Source organism: Roseateles amylovorans (assembly GCF_025398155.2).
Lineage (GTDB): Bacteria > Pseudomonadota > Gammaproteobacteria > Burkholderiales > Burkholderiaceae_C > Roseateles > Roseateles amylovorans.
Genome location: NZ_CP104562.2, coordinates 4,879,285 through 4,901,962, shown reverse-complemented (window position 1 = coordinate 4,901,962; position 22,678 = coordinate 4,879,285). Strand labels below are relative to the sequence as shown.

18 protein-coding genes and 1 other RNA gene are annotated in these 22,678 nt (G+C 66.3%); 12 read left to right on the top strand and 7 right to left on the bottom strand.

The annotated features are described in order from the left end of the window. Positions 1–88 precede the first annotated feature (88 nt). From N4261_RS20335 to pyrC, 5 genes are all read left to right on the top strand, one after another. Positions 89–826, top strand: a complete 738-nt coding sequence (locus tag N4261_RS20335; protein WP_261757080.1) for an amino acid ABC transporter permease — start codon at positions 89–91, stop codon at positions 824–826. Next, positions 826–1,491 (top strand): amino acid ABC transporter permease, encoded by a 666-nt coding sequence (locus N4261_RS20330; protein ID WP_261757079.1) that lies wholly within the window; start codon positions 826–828, stop codon positions 1,489–1,491. The genes N4261_RS20335 and N4261_RS20330 overlap by 1 nt, the downstream gene beginning before the upstream one ends. Positions 1,492–1,503: 12 nt before the next feature. Beyond that, positions 1,504–2,238, top strand: a complete 735-nt coding sequence (locus N4261_RS20325; RefSeq protein ID WP_261757078.1) for an amino acid ABC transporter ATP-binding protein — start codon at positions 1,504–1,506, stop codon at positions 2,236–2,238. Between the two features lie 383 nt (positions 2,239–2,621). Beyond that, a complete protein-coding gene (locus tag N4261_RS20320; protein ID WP_261757077.1) occupies positions 2,622–3,551 on the top strand; it encodes a hypothetical protein in 930 nt (309 codons plus the stop codon). Between the two features lie 90 nt (positions 3,552–3,641). Beyond that, a complete protein-coding gene (gene pyrC / locus N4261_RS20315) occupies positions 3,642–4,676 on the top strand; it encodes a dihydroorotase (RefSeq protein ID WP_261757076.1) in 1,035 nt (344 codons plus the stop codon). A gap of 101 nt (positions 4,677–4,777) precedes the next feature. Here pyrC and N4261_RS20310 read toward each other — a convergent pair whose 3' ends face one another. Both N4261_RS20310 and N4261_RS20305 read right to left on the bottom strand, forming a co-directional pair. Further along, positions 4,778–7,684: a TonB-dependent receptor gene (locus N4261_RS20310; protein ID WP_261757075.1), complete on the bottom strand. Its 2,907-nt coding sequence runs from the start codon at positions 7,682–7,684 to the stop codon at positions 4,778–4,780. Positions 7,685–7,988: 304 nt separating this feature from the next. Beyond that, positions 7,989–8,315, bottom strand: coding sequence for a hypothetical protein (locus N4261_RS20305; protein ID WP_261757074.1), 327 nt, complete (start codon positions 8,313–8,315; stop codon positions 7,989–7,991). Between N4261_RS20305 and N4261_RS20300 the strand changes: the two genes are divergently transcribed. The 3 genes from N4261_RS20300 to N4261_RS20290 all read left to right on the top strand — a co-directional run bounded on the left by N4261_RS20300 (position 8,314) and on the right by N4261_RS20290 (position 12,211). Continuing rightward, the gene (locus N4261_RS20300; protein ID WP_261757073.1) at positions 8,314–9,531 is read left to right on the top strand and encodes a cyanophycinase; all 1,218 of its coding nucleotides are present in this window, start codon (positions 8,314–8,316) and stop codon (positions 9,529–9,531) included. The genes N4261_RS20305 and N4261_RS20300 overlap by 2 nt on opposite strands. A gap of 188 nt (positions 9,532–9,719) precedes the next feature. After that, positions 9,720–11,234 carry a S1 family peptidase gene (locus N4261_RS20295; protein ID WP_261757072.1) on the top strand — a complete coding sequence of 505 codons (1,515 nt, stop codon included), beginning with the start codon at positions 9,720–9,722 and terminating at the stop codon, positions 11,232–11,234. Beyond that, a complete protein-coding gene (locus N4261_RS20290) occupies positions 11,216–12,211 on the top strand; it encodes an FHA domain-containing protein (RefSeq protein ID WP_261757071.1) in 996 nt (331 codons plus the stop codon). The genes N4261_RS20295 and N4261_RS20290 overlap by 19 nt, the downstream gene beginning before the upstream one ends. Before the next feature lie 168 nt (positions 12,212–12,379). Here the strand turns inward: N4261_RS20290 and cysK are convergent, their stop codons facing one another. Together cysK and N4261_RS20280 are read right to left on the bottom strand one after the other, a co-directional pair. Next, positions 12,380–13,300 carry a cysteine synthase A gene (cysK, locus tag N4261_RS20285; RefSeq protein ID WP_261757070.1) on the bottom strand — a complete coding sequence of 307 codons (921 nt, stop codon included), beginning with the start codon at positions 13,298–13,300 and terminating at the stop codon, positions 12,380–12,382. Between the two features lie 112 nt (positions 13,301–13,412). Further along, positions 13,413–13,877, bottom strand: a complete 465-nt coding sequence (locus tag N4261_RS20280) for a GNAT family N-acetyltransferase (protein WP_261757069.1) — start codon at positions 13,875–13,877, stop codon at positions 13,413–13,415. Positions 13,878–14,485: 608 nt separating this feature from the next. Between N4261_RS20280 and rnpB the strand changes: the two genes are divergently transcribed. After that, an RNA gene (gene rnpB, locus N4261_RS20275) (RNase P RNA component class A) lies at positions 14,486–14,825 on the top strand. Between the two features lie 100 nt (positions 14,826–14,925). Here the strand turns inward: rnpB and N4261_RS20270 are convergent. After that, positions 14,926–15,906, bottom strand: coding sequence for a Gfo/Idh/MocA family protein (locus N4261_RS20270; protein ID WP_261757068.1), 981 nt, complete (start codon positions 15,904–15,906; stop codon positions 14,926–14,928). A gap of 114 nt (positions 15,907–16,020) precedes the next feature. Here N4261_RS20270 and N4261_RS20265 point away from each other — a divergent pair, with 114 nt between their 5' ends. Next, positions 16,021–17,226, top strand: a complete 1,206-nt coding sequence (locus N4261_RS20265) for a multidrug effflux MFS transporter (RefSeq protein ID WP_261757067.1) — start codon at positions 16,021–16,023, stop codon at positions 17,224–17,226. 138 nt (positions 17,227–17,364) lie between these two features. Further along, positions 17,365–18,438 carry a carbonic anhydrase gene (locus N4261_RS20260; protein ID WP_261757066.1) on the top strand — a complete coding sequence of 358 codons (1,074 nt, stop codon included), beginning with the start codon at positions 17,365–17,367 and terminating at the stop codon, positions 18,436–18,438. Between the two features lie 101 nt (positions 18,439–18,539). Here the strand turns inward: N4261_RS20260 and N4261_RS20255 are convergent, their stop codons facing one another. Continuing rightward, positions 18,540–19,505, bottom strand: a complete 966-nt coding sequence (locus N4261_RS20255) for a polysaccharide deacetylase family protein (RefSeq protein ID WP_435532083.1) — start codon at positions 19,503–19,505, stop codon at positions 18,540–18,542. Between the two features lie 520 nt (positions 19,506–20,025). On the opposite strand from N4261_RS20255, the gene N4261_RS20250 reads away from it, so the two are divergent. After that, positions 20,026–21,855, top strand: a complete 1,830-nt coding sequence (locus tag N4261_RS20250) for a methyl-accepting chemotaxis protein (protein WP_261757064.1) — start codon at positions 20,026–20,028, stop codon at positions 21,853–21,855. A 25-nt stretch (positions 21,856–21,880) separates the two neighbouring features. Here the strand turns inward: N4261_RS20250 and N4261_RS20245 are convergent, their stop codons facing one another. Then, positions 21,881–22,591, bottom strand: coding sequence for a TetR/AcrR family transcriptional regulator (locus N4261_RS20245; protein ID WP_261757063.1), 711 nt, complete (start codon positions 22,589–22,591; stop codon positions 21,881–21,883). Positions 22,592–22,678: the final 87 nt, after the last annotated feature.

Here is a 22,678-nt window from a genome sequence, read left to right as displayed (position 1 = left end):
ACGCGGCGCCCCAGCGGCGCCGCGTTGAGTTTCGAGAACGATGGGGCCGCAGGCTGGCGGCCCTTTGCTTTATGGATGGGAGTTGGCCATGCCGAGTTGGGATTGGCAGCTTTACTGCACCGACATGGTGACGGATGAGGTTGCGCCGAAGTGCTTCGGCGCTTCCGGATACGAGACATATCTCGACGCCATGGTCCATGCCTGGGGCTGGACCATGGGGATCTCGATGCTGGGCCTGCTGGTGGCGCTGATCGCCGGCTCGCTGATCGGCATCCTTCGAACGGTGCCGAACCGCAAGCTGGCGATGCTGGGTGAGGCCTACACCGAGGTCTTCCGGAACATCCCGCTGATCGTGCAGCTGTTCCTCTGGTATCACGTGGTGCCGCGGCTGTTCCCGATGTTTGCGAGCGTGCCGGCCTCGGTGCTGGTGGTGGTCGCCATCGGGCTGTTCACCTCCGCGCGGGTGGCCGAACAGGTCAAGGCCGGCATCCTGACGCTGCCCAAGGGCCAGCGCTACGCCGGCCAGGCGCTGGGACTGACCATGCCGCAGACCTACCGCTTCGTGCTGCTGCCGATGGCCTTCCGCATCGTCATCCCGCCGCTGACCAGCGAGAGCATGAACATCGTCAAGAACTCCGCGGTCGCCTTTGCGGTGAGCATTCCGGAGCTGGCGCAGTATGCGCAGCAGGCGTCGGAGCAGTCGAGCTTCGTGCAGATCTTCCTGCCGGTGACGCTGCTCTATTTCGTGTCCGCCTTCCTGATCAACCGCGTCGCCAAGTTCATTGAGGCGTACGTTCGGGTGCCCGGCATCCTGGGGGCCAAGTGATGTCGCAGTTGGATTTTTCCTTCCTGACCTGGGATGTGCTGCAGTCGTTCGTCCTCAAGGGACTGATGTTCTCGGTGCAACTGACCCTCATCGCCACGCTGGGCGGCATCGTGCTGGGCACGCTGCTGGCGCTGATGCGCCTGTCGGGCCGTGCCTGGCTGGAGAAGCCGGCGGCGTTCTATGTGGACACGCTGCGCTCCATCCCGCTGGTGATGGTGATCCTGTGGTTCTTCCTGCTGATCCCCTACCTGGGCGTGAACGTGGGTGCCGAGAAGTCGGCCATCATCACCTTCATCCTGTTCGAAGCGACCTACTTCTCCGAGATCATGCGCGCCGGCATCCAGTCGGTGTCGCGCGGTCAGGTGTTTGCGGGTTATGCGATGGGCATGACCTACCGCCAGACCATGCAGTTGGTGGTCCTGCCGCAAGCCTTCCGCAACATGCTGCCGGTGCTGCTGACCCAGACCATCGTGCTGTTCCAGGACACGTCGCTGGTCTATGCGATTGGCGCCTATGACCTGCTCAAGGGCTTCGAGGTCGCCGGCAAGAACTTCAACCGTCCGGTGGAAACCTATCTGGTCGCCGCCGCCGTCTACTTCGTCATCTGCTTCAGCCTGTCCATGCTGGTCCGTCGGCTGCAGAAGAAGATCGCCATCATCCGCTGAGGTCCGCTCGCCATGATCGAAATCAAGAACGTCTCCAAATGGTACGGCCCGTTCCAGGTGCTGACCGACTGCTCGACCACCATCAAGAAGGGGGAGGTCGTGGTGGTGTGCGGCCCGTCCGGATCGGGCAAGTCCACGCTGATCAAGACGGTGAATGCGCTGGAGCCCTTCCAGAAGGGCGACATCGTGGTGGACGGCATCAGCCTGTCCGATCCCAAGACCAACCTGCCCAAGCTGCGTTCGCGCGTGGGCATGGTCTTCCAGCATTTCGAACTGTTCCCGCATCTGTCGGTGACCGAGAACCTGACCATCGCCCAGGTCAAGGTGCTGGGCCGCAGCCTGGACGATGCCAAGGCGCGTGGCCTGAAGATGCTGGACCGGGTCGGCCTGATGGCCCACAAGGACAAGTTCCCCGGTCAACTGTCCGGCGGCCAGCAGCAGCGGGTGGCTATCGCCCGGGCGCTGTCGATGGACCCGATCGTCATGCTGTTCGATGAGCCCACCTCGGCGCTGGATCCCGAGATGGTCGGCGAGGTGCTGGACGTGATGGTGCAACTGGCCAACGAAGGCATGACCATGATGTGCGTCACCCATGAAATGGGTTTTGCCAAGAAGGTCAGCCACCGCGTGATCTTCATGGACGCCGGCAAGGTCATCGAGGACTGCGTGAAGGAGGACTTCTTCGGCAAGCCCGAAGAGCGCTCCCCGCGCGCCAAGGACTTCCTGGCGAAGATCCTGCAGCACTGACGCGTCGATCGCTGCGGCGCCGTGCGGCGTTGCAGCGTTCCAAGGATCGACAGAACGATCGACCGATCGAACCTTCGATCCAACCCCCGATCCAGACACCGGCCCGCTCGAGAGAGACGGGCCGGTTTGCATTTCGGGGCCTGCGACGGCGGCGTCTGCCGTCTTCCATCTGCGCGGAGGCTCTGGTCTGGGCTGTCGTCGCTGAGCGCGAATCTGCGCGAGGCCGTTCCTCATCGCAAGACGGTGGGGGCGACTCACAGCTCGTTACGAACGATCCTGAATTGAGTCAGTGACGCCAGGCGCGGCCGTTTTCAGAATCGGGCTCCATGAGATCCCCACGACTTGCTTGCAGCGGCGACACGGCGGCCCCGGCCTACCGGTTCGTGAGCCGCCACGAAATGCACCGGCATCGCAGCGACATCTTCAGCCTCGTCAAGCGCCAGCGTATCGAATACCGCGGCCTGCGAGGCAGCGTCGCGGATGTTCGCCATCACCTGGCCGAACTTCGCAAGGAAACGTCGGCGTTGTCTGGCGGCCTCACTGACGTGCAACAACGCTTGTCGGCGCTTGGCCATGAGGTGGCAGCGCAAGGCAGCCGTGTGGGCGAGGTCCGCAAGGACCTCGAGACGCTGAGCAGCGACGTCGTCGAACTGCGTCACACCACGACCAGGGTCCAGCACGACGTGGCCACACTCGCCAAATGTCTCGCCGCGCAGCTGGCGAGCGATGCCGAGGTGCGACGTGACTTGGCGCGACTCGGCCAAGAAGTGGGCGGTCTCAGCGCCAGGCTGGCCGATGTTCAGGTGGACATGGCGGGCGTGCGCGGTGAGATCGGCGAGGTTCGGGGCGAGGTGAAGGCGCTTCGCAAGGAGATGCAGGCAGAATTCGTCGCTGTCCGCAGGGAAATGCATGCGGAGTCCACCGCGCTGCGCAGCGACATGCAGATCGGTTTCGCCGAAGTTCGCGGTGAATTTTCGGCGTTGCGCGGGGAGGTGCGTGGCGAGCTTGCCGGCTTGAAGCACGCCATGGCGGCTACGCACTGGATGCTCGGCTCGATGTTGGCCTTGATGCTGGGCGCCGCAGGCCTGTACCTGACTCAATCGTCGTCCAGCCGCGGTGGCGGGCCCAGCGACCCCACCGCAGTGATGGAGCAAGGCCCGGCGGCGTTCTCAGACTTGCCGGCAGCCTCGCTGACAGCTTCGCCGGAAACCTCGCCGGCAGCCTCGCCGGAAGCCTCGCCGGAAGCTTCGCCGAAAACCTCGCCCATTGCGCTGAGCTCTCTCGGCCCGGCCAAGCCAGCGAATGGGCGGTAGTCCCGAGTGGTTGATCCTGCGCCTCTGGTCGCTTGCAAGGCCGGCAGTCCGCGCCCGCGTTCTCAGGCCCTGATGCGACAATTCCGTCCCATGAGCGACCTCCTCACCCTGATCCGTCCCGACGACTGGCATGTGCACCTGCGCGATGGCGCCGCGCTGCAGAGCGTCGTCCCCTACACCGCGCGTCAATTCGCTCGCGCCATCGCGATGCCCAACCTGAAGCCGCCGATCACCACCGCGGCCCAGGCGATCGCCTACCGGGACCGCATCCTGGCGGCGGTGCCCGCCGGCGTTGATTTTCAGCCGCTGATGACGCTGTACCTGACCGACCGGACGACGGTAGACGACATCGCCGCGGCCAAGGCCGCCGGTGTGGTGGCGCTCAAGCTCTATCCCGCCGGCGCGACCACCAACAGCGATGCCGGCGTGACCGACATCCGCAAGACCTACGCCACGCTGGAGGCCATGCAAAAGGCCGGCCTGCTGCTGCTGGTGCATGGCGAAGTGACCGATCCCGAAGTCGACGTCTTCGACCGTGAGGCCGTGTTCGTGGACCGCATCATGCGTCCGCTGCGTCAGGACTTCCCCGAGCTGAAGGTGGTGTTCGAGCACATCACCACCAAGGAAGCCGCGCAGTATGTGACCGATGCCGACCGCTTCACCGGCGCCACCGTCACGCCCCAGCATCTGCTCTACAACCGCAACGCCATCTTCATGGGTGGCCTGCGTCCGCACTATTACTGCCTGCCGGTGCTCAAGCGCGAAGAACATCGCCAGGCGCTGATCAAGGCGTCGACGTCCGGCAATCCCCGCTTCTTCCTGGGCACCGACAGCGCCCCGCATGCGTCGGTGATGAAGGAGAACTCGGTCTGCGGCGCCGGCTGCTTCACCGCGCTGTCCGCCCTGGAGCTGTATGCCGAGGCCTTCGAAGCCGCAGGCGCACTGGACAAGCTGGAGGCCTTCGCCAGCTTCCACGGCGCCGACTTCTATGGCCTGCCGCGCAACACGCAGCACGTTACGCTGCGCAAGACCGAATGGACACTCCCGGAGTCGGTGCCGTTCGGTGAAGCAGCCCAGCTCAAGCCGCTGCGCGGCGGCGAGTTGATGGCCTGGAAGCTGGACTGAGCGCCTCGCGAGGGAGGTCCCTGCCGACGCTCCCTCGCTACGGGCCCGCCCGCTTCAGGCCCGCGCCAAGCGCGGCCCAGGCCGGCCCAGGCTCAACAGGCTCACTTGAACCGGTAGGACGCGCTCATGTAGAAGAAGCGTCCGCGCGGATCGGTGTAGCTGGGGTCATAACCCGAGATGAAGAAGTAGGCCTGGTTCGAGAACGGCGGCGCCGTGTCGAACAGGTTCTTCACACCGGCGCGCAGCGTCAGCGCAGAGGTGGCTTCCCAGCCGCCGGACAGATCCCACAGCGAATAGGCCTTCACGTGGTTCTTGCCCACCACCGTGCCGGTCGAGGTGTCGATGGCCGAGTTCTGGTCCTCATAGCCGCTGTAGAAGTTGTTGGCCAGGTTCACGCTCCATGGGCCCCGGGTCCAGTCCAGGTTCAACCGGTGGCGCCAGCGTTGCACCACGCCGTCGGTGACGAAGCGTCCCAGGTCGCTGACGTAGGGATCGCCCTCACCGGTCTGCTTCTTGGACGACAGCACCCAGGTGCCCAGCAGGCGCATGCCGAAGCGGCCCCAATCGGTCGCGGGTGAGCTCACCTGCAGCGTCAAGTCCAGGCCGGACGACTTTTGCCGGCCCCGGTTCTCCTTGCGCAGCTCGATGTAGCAGATCGCGGAATCGGCCGGATCGTAGTCACAGCCGGCCAGGCCCTCATCCTCGTTGTAGCGGTGGACCAGCGGCTCGTACTTGGCGAGGTTGCCCAGGATGACGTCATCGCCCAAGGTGCTGATCAGGTCGCGCTTCTCGATGTTCCAGTAATCCAGGCCCACGCTCCACAGCGGCGAGGGATCTGCCAGCAGGCCGATCGAGAACTGGCGGGATTTCTCCGGCTTGAGGTTCGGATTGGAATAGGTGCGGGTCGACCAGTTGTCGGCGCAGTAGCCCAGGTCGTTGTCGTTCTCTGCCATGCAGATCGGATCGGGCAGGGTGGAGGTGGTGCTGCTCTTGGTCGGACGATAGAGATCGTTCATCGACGGCGCCCGGAATCCGGTGCCGGCGGATGCCCGGAAGGTCAGCGACTTCATCGGCATGTAGCGCACGCCGATCTTCGGATTGGTGGTCGCGCCGATGCGTTGATAGTGGTCGTGGCGCAGCGCGAACTGCAGCTCCCATTCCGGGGTCAGCGGCGCCAGCAGCTCGCCATAGGCGGCCCAGATGTTGCGCGAATTGTTGGTGAACTGGGCATCGCCCGGGGTGTCGTCGCCGGCGATGTTGTCCGAGATCAGCAGGTCGCTGGCCGCCGAGGTCGACTTCTCCCGGCGCAGCTCCGCGCCCAGCGCAATGGCGAGGTCACCGCCACCGAGCTTCATCAGGCTGCGGGTGCCCTTCACATCCAGCGAGTCCATCACGCCGCGGGCGCGTCGCACTTCCTCGTTCACATTGAGCGACTTCAGTAGCGCCAGGCCCTCGGCCGTGTTCGGGCCGAACGGATTGAGCACGCCGTCGGCGAAGCCCTGCAGCGTTTCGTCGTAGAGCAGGTAGCCGCGCGTGTCGCGGTCCGACACCTTGTTGACGCTGTGGTTCAGACCCCAGTCGTAGTCCCAGCTGCCCAGCGTGCCGTTCATGCCGACGACCAGCCGGCTGCCGGTGCTGGTCAGCTCGCTGGCGCGCATGCCAGCTTCGATCATGCGGGTGCGCACGGTGATGGAGCGGTCATCGGGCAGCGCATCGCCCAGGCCGGTGGCGGCCAGTGCGGGGATCAGCGACACATCCAGGTCCGCATCCACCCGGTTGCTGGTGCCGACATACCAGCTGCGCGAGCGGGTGTAGGCAGCCTCCACGAAGGCCTGGTGGTTGTCGGCGAGCTTGAGCACGCCCCGGCCCAGGAAGCTGGCCTTCTTCGTCTTCGGATACAGCTCCAGGTCGCGCATGTAGTCGTAGGTACAGGCGTCTTCGCCGCCGATGCCAGCGGGCAGATACAAGGTGTGCGGAGGCAGGCAGTTGGGCGCGCTCAGGTTGATCTGGCTGGAGGTGATGGGCTTGCCGTTGATCGCGAAGCCCTGGCTTTGCAGGTAGTCGAACTGATCGCTGCTCAGCCGGATGTTGCCGGGAAAGGTGGCCGAGGAGAGTAGGTGCGGCAGCCGCTCAGGAATCTTCAGATCCGAGATGAATTTGCGCTGCGAGGTGCGCAACGCGCCGGTGGACTGCACATCCAGCACGCCGAAGACATTGAACCCATCACGGGCCAGATCGCCGTGGCCGGCGGACAGCGACGCGGTGCGCTTGCTCGCGCCGCCCTCGTCGGTGAAGCCGCCGTAGACATCGAGCTGGACGCCTTGATAGTCCTTGCGGGTGATGAAGTTGACCACTCCGCCGATGGCATCGGTGCCGTAGATCGCGGAAGCGCCATCCAGCAGGATCTCGACCCGCTCGATCGCGGCGGCGGGGATGTTGTTGAGGTCGACACCGTTGTCATCGCCGGGCGAGGCGAAGTTGGCCATGCGCCGCCCGTTGAGCAGCACCAGCGTCGAGGAGGTGCCCAGTCCGCGCAGGTTGGCCGAGTTGAAACCCATCTGGTCCTTGCTGCCACCGGTGCCGATGCTGGCGCCGTCGCTCAAGCCCTTGCTGGCGGCGCTCACGGTGCTCATCAGCTCGGCGGCAGTGGTGACGCCGGCCTTGATGATGTCGCCCCGGGTGATGACCTGCACCGGCAAGGCGCCTTCATCGGCCAATCGCTTGATCGCGGAGCCGGTGACCTCGACCTTCTCCAGCTTCTGGACCTCGCTGCCCGCAGCGGTCTGTTGGGCCCAGGCGCGGGGTGCCCACACCGACAGCGGCATCCCCAGGGCCAACGCGGCCGCCCAGGCCACGGCGTGCAGACGGGGGGCCCTCCCTTGGGCGACGTCAGTCCTCTCGGACGGCGCCGAGCGAGGCGACGAGCGGCTGTGGCTGGTGGCACCGCGCCGCGGGGCGCCGAGGCCGGCTGCAGAGGAACGGATGCGCGAACGCGAGTGGGCGGACATGTGGAGGCTCCCTGACTGGCCGATGCTGTATCCGACGCAGTCTAGGGAGACGAGGGCCCATGCTGATAGAGGGTTCGCGAGCGCAGTCGTGTCCATACAACTGATCGGTGTCGGATGGATGTCCCTTGTCACCGTTCCATGAGGCAGCGCCGCTATCGTTGGGCCATCGACGACGCGCATTCCCGGAGCCCCGTTGCTTCGAGGAAGGTCCCATGAGCACGGTGCAAGGCGCTTCGGTGAGGCGGTGGACGCCGGCGTGCTGGCACGCCGCATGCTGGTGCCTCTCACCGTGCCGGGACTGGCGTCATGCCAGCGCGTCGCTTCTGCATTTCGTTACCCATTGAGGGCGTCGAATGATCCGGATGATGTGGATGAGCGAATCGTGGCCTCGCGCGGCCGTCAGGATGCTGGCCGCCATGGCGGCGACCGTGATGGTGAGCGGGGGCGGTGGCCTCGACGCCCGGGCGGCCGCACCGACAAAGCCGGCCTCTGCGAGTTCGGCGCCGGCCAAGGCGAGCCCGGCGACGCCGGCGGCCAGGGCCTCGGCCCCGGGGGGCAATCCGGTGGGCGCCGCAGTGGCGGCGACGCCGCCCCCAACGCCGCCTGTCGAGCCGATCAGGGGCCATGCCATGGCCATCGGCGGCGCGCTGAAGGCGGACAACGACGAGGTCTGGAATCGCCTGGTGGCGCTGGCCGGAGGCAAGGGCGCGCGGTTTGTGGTGCTCGGCACCGCAGCGGAGGATCCGGAAGCCAGCGCCAAGCAGGTGGTCGAGCAACTCCAGCGGCGTGGCGCGGTGGCGGAAGCCCTGCCGGTCGCACCGAAGTTTTCCTGGGTGGACCTGAACAAGGTGGTGCGCGACACCGCCCTGATCAACAAGGTGCGCAATGCCAAGGGCATCTTCTTCACCGGCGGATCGCAGGAACGCATCGTCGATGTGCTGCTGCCGGACGGCAACGCGACGCCGATGCTCGAGGCGATCTGGGACGTCTACCGACGCGGCGGCGTGGTGGCCGGCACCTCGGCGGGTGCGGCCATCATGAGCACGGTGATGTTCCGGGATGCGCCCAGCGTGATCAACATCCTCAAGGGCCGCTGGGAGGAGGGCAAGCAGATCGACCGCGGCCTGGGCTTCGTCGGGCCGGAGCTGTTCGTCGATCAGCATTTCCTCAAGCGCGGCCGCTTTGGGCGAATGATTCCGCTGATGATGGCCAAGGGCTACAAGTTCGGCCTGGGCGTGGATGAGAACTCGGCGGCGGTGATCCGGGCGGGAGAGATCGAGGTGTTGGGGCAGAAGGGCGCCTTGCTGGTGGACCTGCGTGAGAGCACCAGTGACCGCTCGCTGGGCGTGTTCAACCTGAAGCAGGCCAAACTCACCTACCTGGACCATGGGGACCGCTTCAACCTGCGCACCCACGGCATCACGCCGGCGCCGGTCAAGCTGCGTGGACAGAAGCTGGAGCCGGGCACTCCCGACTACAAGCCTTACTACACACTGCCGCTGTTCTACGGCGACATGCTGGGCGATTCGACCATCTCCAATGCGATGGCCTACCTGATCGACAGCATCCAGACCGAAGTACGCGGCTTGAGCTTCGAGGCCAACCCGAATCCGGGCGACACATTGGCCGACCTGGGCTTCCTGTTCCGGCTCTACAAAGGCCCGGGCAGTGTGGGGTGGAGCACCGACGAGATGGGGCCGGAGGACTACACCGTGATGAACCTCTACCTGGACGTCACGCCGGTGCGCATGCCGTTGCCGCTGTTCAGCGCCTGGCCGGGGGATCGCCGACCGCCCAAGAAGGCACCGCCCGAAGAGCCTCCGGCGGACGAACGCCCCGCTGAATAGCCGCCTCCCGGGGGGCAGGTGTTGATGGGGCCAGACCCTGTGCATGCTCGTGTGTGCGCTCCAGCAGGCAGGCGAGGCCCATGGCAACGCCCCCTGGACGCGGGAGGCGAGTCGGACTCGGCAGCGACAAAGCAGCTAGCATGCATCGATCCGCGCCCGGGCGCGGTCATGTCCTGGAGTTCCCACGCTTGTTTGCATCCACGCTTTCATCGCCGCGCCTGAGGCGCCGCGCCGCGCGGCTGGTGACGGTCGGTCTGGCCTGTGTTGCCCTGGCGGCGACCCTGCAGGCCCAGCCGTCACCCCGGCCCACTGCACAGCCACAGCCGCAGCAAAATCAACCGACTGCGCCGCTCGTGCCGTCGTCGGTCGCACCGGGCCTGACGCCGTCGGCGCCGGTGCCGCAGCCGCAGCCGCAGCCCGGTCTGCCGCCCAATGCCGCGAGCGCGCCCGGCCAACCGGGCGCCGCAGTGCCGGTCTCGGTCAGCGCCCGACGCCTGTACGACCGCAGCCGCAGTCAACTGCTGCAAGTGCGCACGTTGCTCAATGGCAGCCAGGCCTCGGTGGGCTCGGGCTTCGTCGTCAGCGACGAAGGTCACGTGATCAGCAACTACCACGTCGTCAGCCAGCATGCGCTGGAGCCGGAGCGCTATCGCCTCCAGTTCGCCACGCCCGAAGGGGAGAGCGGCGAACTCGAGCTGCTGGATGTGGACGTGCGCCGTGACCTCGCCTTGCTGCGGCTGGTGGGGAAATCGGACAAGGTGCGCCAGATGGCCGCCAAGGCGCTGGTGTTCCGACCGGTCGATCAGCCGTTGGACAAGGGCGAGCGCATCTATTCGATGGGCAATCCGCACGACGTGGCCTTTGCCGTCGTCGAGGGCACCTACAACGGCCTGGTGGAGCGCAGCTTCGACCCGCTGATCTACTACTCCGGCGCCATCAACCCCGGCATGAGCGGCGGACCGGTGCTGGACGAGGATGGCGAGGTGGTGGGGGTCAACGTCTCTGCGATGTTCTTCGCGCAGCAGATGAGCTTCCTGGTGCCGGGGGCCCACGCCGCCGCGCTGCTGGCCCGCAGCCGCAATGCGGCGCCGATCAAGGGCGCCGCCTGGCCGCGCCTGCGCGAGCAGCTGATGGCCTATCAGGAGGAACTGGTCCGCAATTTCCTCAGCCAGCCCTGGCGCAGCGCCAACCATCCGCGCTATCGCCTGCCGATCCCGCAGGAACAGTACATGCGCTGCTGGGGCAGTGCGACCCCGGCCGATGCCGAGGGCATCCAGATGCAGCGCACCCAGTGCCGGATGGAGCAGGCCATCTTCGTCAGCGAAGACCTGCAGACCGGCTACCTCAGCGTGGTCGAGGAAGCCTATGACGGGGCCAAGCTTGGCGCCATCCGCTTCGCACGGCAATACTCGGCCAGCTTCCGCAATGAACGCCTCGGGGGGCCTGATCGGGACCGCACCGCGCCGTATTGCCGCGAGGACTTCGTGCAGCAGAAGGACGGGCCGCCGCTGCGCACCGTCGCCTGCCTGCGGGCTTACCGAAAACTGGAGGGACTCTACGACTTGACGGTCCTGGTCACCAATGTGGATGCGTCCACCGAAGGCGCGCTCGGTCGTTTCGATGCGCGCGGGGTCAGCTTTGCGAACGCCACCAAGCTCACCCGTCATTACTTGCAAGGATTCGCATGGACCACGCCGCGGTAATCGAGATCCTGGACCGCGATGGTCACTGTCGGGAACTGCACAAGGTGCGCGCCTGGCCGGTGCGGATCGGTCGGTCGCCCGAAGCGGACCTGGTCCTGTCAGATCCCCACCTGGCCGGCTTGCACGCGCTGCTGCACTGGGCCGAGGACGGCCCGCGCCTGAACCTGCTGGACAGCCAGAACGGCGGCTGGTTCGACGGAGAGCGGGTAGCTGCCGGCGAAAGCCGCGTCTGGTCGTCCCTGTCGACGGTGCAATTGGGCACCACCCGCTTGCGTCTGCGCACGGCGCTGGATCCGCTGATGCCGGAACGGCTGCTGCCCCGGGCCGATGAACCGGTGCGTCGCGACGCCCGTCCCGCCTGGGCGCTGCCTGCCTTGCTGGCCGTCTGGCTGCTGATGCTGTGGGTGGTGAACTGGTCGGGCAGCGATGCCAGTGCGTCCTGGGTCGATGCCGTCAGTGGCGTGCTCGCGCCGCTGGGGGTGGCGCTCATCTGGGCGGGCCTGTGGGCACTGGTGACCCAGCTGTTCCGGCACTGGTTCGCCTTTGGCGCCCACCTGTGGCGAGCGATGGTCGCCTCGGTGCTGCTGCAGGCGGTCGACCTGGCGCTGCCGCTGCTGGCCTATGCCTTCTCCTGGCCGCGCTTGATGGCCCTGGAAGGGCTCACCTTGACCGTCGTCGGCGCGGTGCTGCTGTGGTGGCATGCCAGCGTCGTCTGGCCACGGGCGCAACGCCGTCTGGCGGTCGGCATCGGCGCGATGGCGATCGTCGGGTTGGTGCTCACCGTGGGCCGTCGGACCGAGCAGCAATACTGGCTGGGGCCGAACTACCTCAGTGCCTTGCCGCCACCGTCGCTGCGACTGGCGGAGCCCAAGCCGGTCGATGGCTTCATCGAATCGATGCAATCGCTCGAGGCGCCCTTGAAGCGCCAGGCGCTCAAACGCAACGAGCTGGAAAGCGGCAGCGGCGACGAGGAGTAACCGCGTCAATTCACTGCGGTGATTGCTGCGGTGATTGAACGCTGTGAATGTCGCTGTGGATGGCCGTGATGAGTGGCCGTGATGAATGGCCGCCATGATGGACGCGAACAGCGACGGCGATGGCAGGGCACCGGATCTCCTCGAGATCGGGTCTTGCCTCGCTGGCGGTCAGGCCGGCAGGAAGCCTTCGACCGAGAGGTAGCGCTCGCCGGTGTCGTAGTTGAAGCCGAGCACACGGACCTTCTCACCGAGCTCGGGCAACTTCTTGGCAATGGCGGCCAGCGTCGCACCGCTGGAAATGCCGACCAGCAGCCCCTCTTCACGGGCGCTGCGGCGTGCGAACTCGCGGGCTTCTTCGGCCTCGACCTGGATGACGCCGTCCAGCAATTCGGTGGTCAGGTTCTTCGGCACGAAGCCGGCGCCGATCCCTTGGATCGGATGCGGGCTGGGGGCGCCGCCGCTGATCACTGGCGAAGCGCTCGGCTCGACGGCGAACACCTTCAGCTGAGGCCAGGCCTTCTTCAGCACCTGAGCGCAACCACTGATGTGGCCGCCGGTGCCGACGCCGGTGATCAGGACATCGAGTCCCTCCGGAAAGTCCGCGAGGATTTCCTGCGCGGTGGTGCGCACGTGGACATCGATGTTGGCCGGATTCTCGAACTGCTGCGGGATCCAGGCGCCGGGCGTCTGCGCGGCCAGTTCCTCCGCACGCGCGATCGCGCCCTTCATCCCCTTCTCACGCGGCGTGAGATCGAAGCTCGCGCCATAGGCCAGCATCAGGCGACGCCGCTCGATCGACATGGAGTCGGGCATGACCAGCACCAGCTTGTATCCCTTGACCGCTGCGACCATTGCCAGGCCCACGCCGGTGTTGCCGGAGGTCGGTTCGATGATGGTGCCACCGGGCTTGAGCAGGCCTCGTTGTTCGGCGTCTTCGATCATGGCCAGCGCAATGCGATCCTTGATCGATCCACCGGGATTGCTGCGTTCGGACTTCACCCACACCTGCGCCGAATGGCCGGCGAACAGGCGGTTGATCCGGATGTGGGGGGTGTGGCCGATGGTGGCCAGGACGTTGTCGGCTTTCATGAGGGCGCTCCAGCAAAGGCGCCCATGCTAGTGCACTGGCAACGGCTGTGCTCGGACCGGGGTCGTCCTGCGACGTGGTGGAGGAGTCGCCGGGGTGGAGCGGCTCAGCGGTTCATGCGCTCAGGCGTTTTTCCATGAACACCGAGAGCGGATCTGGCGCATAGGGACCGAACGGCTCTCGACGGTCATAGCCCAACCCTTCATAGAGCGCCAGCGCTTCAGGTTGGTGCACACCGGTCTCCAAGCGTGCAAGGGAGATGCCCTTCGCGCGCAGATGGATTTCGAGTTGTTCCATCACCACCTTGGAGATGCCGCGGCCCCGGAACTGAGGCTGCACGAACACGCGCTTGATTTCGCCATAGGCGCCGTGCTCGTCCTCGATCACCTTCACCGCGCCACATCCGGCCAGCCATTCCGCCAGCCACACGCCAATGAAATGCACATGCGGCTGCGCCAGAGACTGCGGCGTCTCCAGATGGTTGCTTTCCTGCGGATACAGCGCGGCCATGTAGGCATCGGACTGCGCCAGCAGGGACAAGGCAGCTTCGCTGCGGGGGTCGAGGGCCTGGATCTGCATGACGCTTCGATAGCAATGCACGTGCCCGATCGCCATGGATTCGATGCGGTGCGCGGGATTGACTGCCGCGTTCGGCGCACGGACGAGGGATCCGGCGCCCCTGTCCGTTCAGGCGTTTCACATTCACTCCCAGGGGCGCCGTATCCCTCGTCCCGGGACACCGAGCTCCTTCGGCGATGGGGCCCCTCTCTCGTTGTTTATCGCAAGGACCGTTGGGGCTGGCATCGCGTTTCACATTCCACGATCCACGTTCCACGTTCGGCGCACGGACGAGAGATCCGGCGCCCCTGTCCGTTCAGGCGTTTCACATTCACTCCCAGGGGCGCCGGATCCCTCGTCCCGACTCACCGAGCACATCGCATGCTTCATCGAACCAATCCCTTTTCGACAGAGTGATGCATTGACCAAAGATGAAGGTCACATGCGGTCCATTGACCGTGAGAGCGTCAGGGGCGAGAGGCGAGAGGGCGAGAGGGCGAGAGGGCGAGGGGGCGAGGGGCGAAGCCCCGACATATCAAGCGGAGCAAGGAGATCCGGCTTTGCCGGGCTCCCTGCTCGCCCCCTGGGGGGCCGCCGTCAGGCGGTAGGGGGGGTTACAATCCACCCGTGAAGCGGGCCAGACCGCCGCTGGTGCGATCGTGGAAACACGGCACTGGAGGAAGGTCCGGACTGCATAGAGCGGCGTAGCAGCTAACGGCTGCCCGGCGTAAGCCGAGGATCAGAGCAACAGAGACGAGTCGATGCAGGTGCAAGCCCGCATCGGGTGAAACGGGCAATCTCTACGCGCAGCAACACCAAGTAGGCCAGCGTTGATGCGGCTCGCAGAGCTGGCGGGTAGGTGGCACCGAGCCGGGCAGTGATGTCCGGCCAAGAGGAATGGCGGTCACATGGACAGATTCGCAAGAATCCGTCCGTGCACAAAATCCGGCCTATCGGCCCGCTTCACACTTTTATTTCGAGTCGATCGCTCACAAGGCAGCACAAGCTCACGCCGGCACCTCTGGCGTCGGTGACGCCCACTCGCAAGGCGGCGACCCGCTCTCGGCGATCAGCGACCGGCCAGCAGGCCCTCGATCGTGCGCTGCACCGCCAAGGCCTCCGCAAATCCCGGCAGGCTGTGCGATCGCCCTTCCAGCATGGCCGCCCAGTGCGCCAATTGGTCAGACATGCCGTTGACCCGCAAGGTGTCCGCCTCGCCCAGGCTGTGCATCCGTTCGCCTTGACGCTGCTGGGTCGCGCCGAACCAGTCCCGCAATTCGATCTCGCCTTCCGAGGCGCGCCACAGCATGCGGTTATCGTCGGCACGTTCGCCGCCCAGCCCCGCCCGGATGCGCACCGGCACACCGGCTGCGACCAGCTCGGCGTCCACCGCCGTCTCTGAACTCACCCCGTCGTCGGGCCAGGTCACCCGGCTGCTGACCACTTCGGCCGGCCCCAGCACACGCTGCAGCACGAAGATGAAATGAGACAGCACCTCGCGGCTGAATCCACCTTCACGTCGCTGCGAGAGCCAAGCCCCCGCGTCGGTCTGCCAGGGCCGCGGCCAGGCGGCAAAGCGGAGTTCGATGGAGACCTCCAGCAACGCGCCCAAGGTGCGACGAGCGGCCGCGCCGAAGGCCAACTGCAAGGCGGCCAGTCCTGCTGACGAGGCCAGCGAATAGTTCACCGCCGCGCGACGACGCTCCCGCTCGATGCGGGCGATACAGGCTCGGCCCGCAGCGAAGTCGGTGGTCAGCGGCTTCTCGCATAGCACCGCCAAACCGGCATCGAAGGCCTGCTCACTCAGCGCGATGTGCGGCCCCGGCGGCGTGGCGATGTAGAGCCCGTGAAGACCCGGCTCACGGATCAGGGCATCCGCACTGGTCGCGGCACGCAGCAGCGGATAGTGAGCCAGCACCTGGGTCATGACGTCCGGGCTCTCATCCCAGACGCGGGTCACCCGCAGTCGCGCATGACCTGCCAGACGGGCCAGCATCCGCTGCCCCATCACGCCCAACCCGATCACGCCAATGCTCAACACACCCGGCACCGCAATTGCTCCTCGCCCGCAAAGTCGCCGCAGTGTAGGGGCCACCGCTACACTGACCGACCCCCGACCCCGCCGATCGCTTCGGTTGGGCGACCAACGCACGTCTGAGCCCGCATGAACCCTCAAGCCAGCCAACTGTGGCGCGCGCCCCGCTGGGCCTTGTCCATCCTGCTGGCCGCGTTGGCCACCGTCGGTCCCTTTTCCATCGACACCTACCTGCCGGCCTTCGCCGGCATCGCCCGCGCGCTGAACGCGACGCCGGTGGAGATGCAGCAGACCCTGTCCGGCTACCTGCTCGGGTTTGCGGTGATGAACCTGTTCCACGGCGCCCTGTCGGACAGCTTCGGGCGGCGGCCCGTGGTGCTCACCGGCATGGCGGTGTTCACCCTGGCGTCGATGGGCTGCGCCCTGTCCGGCAGCATCGGCCAACTGGTGTTCTGGCGCACGGTGCAGGGACTTTCCGCCGGGGCCGGTGTCGTGGTGTCGCGGGCCATCATCCGAGACATGTTCCCGCCCTCCGAAGCGCAGCGGGTGATGTCCCAGGTGACGATCTTCTTCGGGCTCGCGCCGGCGATCGCGCCGATGGTGGGCGGTTTCCTGTTCGCCCATGCCGACTGGCACGCCATCTTCTGGTTCCTGGTCCTGGTCGGCGCCGCATTGTTCATTGCGAACTGGCGTCTGTTGCCCGAGACGCTCCATGCGGACCACAAGCAGCCGTTTCATGTCGGGGACCTGATGCGGGGCTATCGCAGCCTGGTCGGCAGTCGGCGCTTCGTGCTGCTGGCCTTGGCCAGTGGCATTCCGTTCAACGGCATGTTCCTGTATGTGCTGGCCGCGCCGGTGTTCCTGGGGGAACACCTGCACCTGGCACCCACCCAGTTCTTCTGGTTCTTCCTGTTCAGCATCGGCGGGATCATGGGCGGCGCTTTCCTCAGCGGACGCTTGGCCGGCCGGATCAAGCCCCGGCACCAGATCCGGCGCGGCTTCGTGATCATGACGGTGACCTCCATCGTCAACATCGTCTGCAACCTGACGCTGCCGACCAGTCCGTACTGGGCCTTCCCGCTGATCAGCGCCTTCGCCTTCGGCTGGGCGCTGATGGTGCCCGTGGTCACGCTGATGGTCCTGGATCAGGCCCCTGACCGCCGCGGCATGGCCTCATCGCTTCAAGCCTGCGTGGGCAGCGCGGCCAACGGCCTGGTGGCCGGCCTGCTGGTCCCGCTGGTGATGCATTCGACGCTGTCGCTCGCACTCACCTCCGGGGGGCTGATGTGCATCGGCCTGGTCGCCTGGCTGTGGGTCAAGCGGGAAGTCGGCTGACCGAGCGGACCTCGCTGCCGGTCGCGCCCTCGTGAGGTCTTGCCTCATTGGATGAGGGTGTCATCCCGCGCTGGCCTCAAGCCCGCGACAAAATGTCCGAAGAAGCAGGGAGCGCCCTTTTTCCTGCAGGAGTTCCCGATGCCTCTTCGCGCCCGTGGTGGTCGTTTGTCTGCCGCGCCCTCCGCTGCGCCGCGCGCGGTGTCCATCCGCCCAGCCTCATTGACCACCGGTCCGTCCGCGTGGCGAGGCGCAATGCCATGGCTCGGATTCAGCCTGCTGGGCATCGCCTTGGCCTGGGCGATGCTGTCCCCCGCGCATGCGGCAGAGCCCTCGTCCACGCCGGCGGCCTCCGCCGCGCCGGCAGCAGAGGAATCGCCCGAGCAGTTGCGTCGGCGCCTGGCGGAACGCCTGCGTGACGATGTCAGCAGCCTCAAGCTCAACATCCCGGCCAACAAACCCAAGGACGATCCGAAGTCGCGCCGCGCAGCCGGCGGCAAGGCCGCGACCGCGGCCGTCGCCGCCTCTGCGGCGAAATCGGAGATTCGCTGGGGCTACACCGGTGATGGCGCCCCGGACCGCTGGGGGCAGTTGACGCCGGAGTTCCGCCAATGCGCCATCGGAACCCGTCAGAGTCCGATCGACATCCGCGACACCATCCGTGTCGATCAGGAAAAGATCCAGTTCGATTACCGGCCCAGCAAGTTCGCCGTGGTGGACAACGGCCACACGGTGCAGGTGAATGTGGCGCCTGGCAATGTCATCGAGATCATGGGGCGCCGCTATGAGCTCCAGGAGTTCCACTTCCATCGCCCCAGCGAGGAACGCATCAACGGCCGCCAGTACGACATGGTCGCCCATCTCACCCACAAGGACGCCGATGGCCGCGTGGCGATGATCTCGGTGCTGCTGGAGCGGGGCCAGGACCAGTCGCTGATCCAGACCGTCTGGAACTATCTGCCGCTGGAGAAGGGCGACACCTACGAAGCGCCGGTGCCCATCGACCTCAATCAGTTGCTGCCCAAGGACCGCGGCTACTTCACCTACATGGGCTCGCAGACCACCCCGCCCTGCACTGAGGGCGTGTTGTGGATGGTCTTCCGCCAACCGGTGCAACTGTCGACCCAGCAGATCGCGATCTTCAGCCGGCTCTATCCGATGAACGCGCGACCGCTGCAGGCAGCCTCGGGCCGGCTGATCAAGGAATCGAACTGAATCGCCGCGCTCCGGCAGCTTCGAGCCGGCTTCGCGTCGACATGAGGGGCTGAGACGGCACGCCGGTGAGGGCGCGCCGTCATGCGGCGGGGGCGATGGATTCAGCTGCGCTTGCGCGGCACGTTCGGCAGCTCCAGCGCCCATCGGGCAATCTGATCCTTGCGCACGAACGCGACACCGGGATGGGACGCGGCATGGCGCAGGAAATCGCCCAGCGCCTTGACGCGGGCGGGTGTGCCGCCAATGCGATCGTGGGTGGAGACCGACATCATCCGACGGCGCCGTCCCGCCTCTTCGTACAGCACGTCGAACTCGTCCTTCAGTTCCTGGGCGAAGGCGGCGGCCGTCATGGGACCTTCTGCACCGAGCCGTGCAATGTCATTGCAGCGCAAGGTGTACGGGACGATGCCGAACGGCTTGCCATGGACCTCGGTGAGCATCGGTTCGTCGGCGGACACATCGTCGATGTGATAGGCGAAGCCGAGGGATTGCAGCACCCCCAGCGTACGCGGCGTGCCTCGCATCCAGTAGGCATTGAAGCCGACCGGCCGCACGCCGGTGGCGCGCTGGATGGCGTCGATGTTGGCCTGGTAGGAGGCCCGTTCCTGAGCCTCGGTCATCGTCCAGTGCGGCTCCCAGGTTTGTCCATGGGCGGCGGCCTCATGACCGCGCGACACGATTTCCTTGGCCAGCGCCGGTTGCAGTTCCACCGCGCGGCCGATCATGTGCGAGGTCACCTTCACCCCGTGCCGGTCCCACAGGTCCAGCAGGCGAGGAATGCCCTCCCGCCATCCATAGTCGAACCAGGTGCGCGCAGGCAGGTCGGGGCCGTCGGCGGGGTTCATCGGCGCATAGGGTGAGCCATTGCCATGCTCGGTCTGTGCGCCGGCTTCGAACTGCATGGACACGGAAATCACCAGCCGGATGCCCTCCGGCCAGAAGCGGCCCTGGGCGGAGGGACGGACGATGGCCCCCGGAGCGGTCGAGGGGGGTGTCCCTGTTGCGGTGGATGCGGCGGTTGCGGGATCGGCAGCCGCCACGGTCATCGAGGCCCCGGCAGCGGCCATCGCCAGGCCGGACCGCAGGCAATGGCGACGGCTCAGGAAATCGGAATGGGCCGGATCATCGTCGCGGCGGGAGATGGAGAGCGATGCGGACGTGGAGGCCGGCGTGGACGTCACGCGGTCCGGCTTCGATGGGGTGTGGGTCATGCGCAATCCTGTTGAGGTGAACCGGAGCTGCTCGCCTGGGCGATGCAGCCTGCGTTCGACATGGTGCCGATGACAAACTGCCTGGTTCGACCTGCGTGATCGGTTCGCACCGTGGCGAGGGCCCCTGCGAGCAAGGTCAAGCGCTATCAGGACGGAACAGCACGGAACAGACAGAAACCTGCATGAACCGGACGGAACGGGCCACAAAGGACGCGCGGCCGCCTGGGCCGGCGTGAAGCTCCTCACGTGTCACTCGTTTTGCTGGTGTTAACCCTTGGTTTTGGTCGATGCGATCGGCAGAATTCGCCGCGCTTGTTTCAGCTTTGATGGATGTCATTGACAGCTGACATCGAAGTCCCACCAGCGAGGAAGTACCGTGTTGAAGACCATCAAATCCCGTCTCATTGCCATCAGCATCGCGATCGTGGTGGCCGCCGTGGCGCTGGCCACCTTCGCCAGTTACTGGGCCGTGCGTGACCATGCCCGGCGCCAGGTCCAGTCGCAGCTGACCGAACTTGCAGGCGCTCATGCCGCCGGCGTGGCGGCGTGGGTGAAGACACAAAAGGATGTGGTGGCCGCGCTCGCGCCCGCCGCGGCGTTGGACGATCCGCGTCCTGCGCTGACCCAGGCGCTGAATTCCGGCCGGCTGGATCTGGCCTATGTCGGCGGCGCCGACAAGCGGATGATCTCCATCCCCGATCGCCAGCGCGCCGCAGATTACGACCCCACCGCGCGCCCGTGGTTCAAGCTCGCCAGCGGCAGCGACCAGCCGGTGATCACGGCGCCGTATGTTGCGGCGTCGAGCAAGAAGCTGGTGGTGACCTTCGCCAGCGCGGTCAAGGTCGGCGGTGAGGTGAAGGCAGTCACCGGCGCTGATGTGACGCTGGATGATGTGATCGCCACCATGAAGGCCATCAAGCCGACCGACAGCGGCTTTGCGATGCTGCTCGACAAGAGCGGCAAGATCATCGCGCATCCGGATGCGGCACTGACGCTCAAGCCGGTCAAGGAACTGTCGGACACGCTGGATGAGCCGCTCATCGCCGCCGCGCATGGGGATGCGCTGACGATGGCAGCCATCGGTGATCACCGCTATTTCCTGAAGGCGGTGGACATCCCCGGCACCGACTGGGTGCTGGTGGCTGCGGCGGAGCGCGAGGAAGCGCTCTCCGCGCTGTCCAGCGTGCTGCGCAATGCAGGCTGGACGATGGTGGCGGTGACGCTCGCGGCGGCGCTGGTCGCTGCGGCAGCTGTCGGTGCCTTGCTCAAGGGGTTGGCCGGCATCAAACGCGCGATGAACGACATCGGCGCCGGCGAGGGCGACCTGAGCCAGCGCCTGCAGGTCAGGGGTGAGGACGAACTGGCCGAGATCTCGCGCGGCTTCAATCAGTTCGTGCAAAAGATCGAGCAGGTGATGCTGCAGGTGCGCGACACCAGCCAGTCGATTGCGGTGGCGTCCCGGGAAATTGCGGCGGGCAACCACGACCTGAGCCAGCGCACCGAAGAGACCGCCAGCAACCTGCAGGAAACCGCGAGCTCCATGGAGCAGCTCAACAGCACCGTGGCCAGCAGCGCCGACAGCGCCGCCCAGGCACGCGAGCTGGCGGACTCCGCCAGCCGTGTCGCCGAGCAAGGCGGCGCCGCCATGGCACAGGTGGTGTCCACGATGGAGGCGATCAGCGCCAGTTCCCGTCAGATCGGCGACATCATCGGCGTGATCGATGGGATCGCGTTCCAGACCAACATCCTGGCGTTGAATGCGGCCGTGGAAGCGGCACGGGCGGGCGAGCAGGGACGTGGTTTTGCGGTCGTCGCCAGCGAGGTGCGCGCGCTCGCGCAGCGTTCTGCCAGCGCCGCGAAGGAAATCAAGACGCTGATCACCGCCAGCGTGGAACGGGTCGAGACCGGCACCCGCCAGGTCTCGTCGGCGGGCGACACAATGGGCGAGGTGGTTGGCAGCGTCAAACGTGTGACGCAGATGATCGGCGAGATCAGCCATACCGCGCTGGAGCAGAGCCACGGGATTGGCCAGGTCAACCAGGCGGTGGCCCAGCTGGATCAGGTGACGCAGCAGAATGCGTCCCTGGTCGAGGAATCCGCGGCTGCGGCCGAGAGCCTGAAGGATCAGGCGCAGCGGCTGGCCGATGTGGTGGGCACGTTCCGCCTCAGCGGCGCACCGTCCTCCTCGTTCGGACGCAACTTCTGAACGCAGACCGGCGCCCGCCCGGGCGTCAGGTCTTGCCCTCGACCGCGTGGCTGCGCAGGAACATGTCGGCCGAGGCATCGGCCACCTGCCGCTGTTGGGCCGCATCCAGCGGCGGCTGGCCCATGGTGATCTGCGGCCAGAACGCAAAGCCCTTCACCAGGGCCTGCAACTGCGCGGCGGCGAAGACCGGGTCGCTGGACCTCAATCGGCCATCGGCCATGGCGGCGCGGATCCATACCGTCAGGCCTTCTTCCCGCCCGCCGAGCCGGCAGAGCATCTCCCGGGCGCGCTGAGGGGCATGGATGGCCTCCGCAATCAGCACCCGCGCCAAGTCAAGGAACTGCGGGTCGTCCGACATCGCCAGCTTCTGCTCGATCAGCATCAGCAACTGCTCCCGCAGCGGCCGATCCGCGCGATAGGCCAGTTTCACCTGCGCCTCGGTGGCCGCCCATAGCCGTTCCAGGATGGCGTCGAACAGGGCGTCCTTGCCGGGAAAGTGGTTGTAGACGGTGCGTTTGGAGACCTGGGCTCGGGCTGCGATACGGTCCATGTTCGCGACTTCGAAGCCGTGCTCACGAAACTCCGCGATCGCCGCGTCCACGATCGCCTGCCGTTTGCGATCGGTCAGCCGGGTGCGCTCAACCGGCTCCACGCTGCCGCCACACGAGGCGTCATCCGCGAGCGGGGTGGGGGCGTCGTCGGTTTCACCGGTCACTGGGAGCACGTCGGAAGTCATGCCGATGATGTTACACCGGACAGTTTACTTTTTCGATCCGGGTCACTACACTCCGCTGAAAACTACACTGTGTAGTGCATGTTTTGC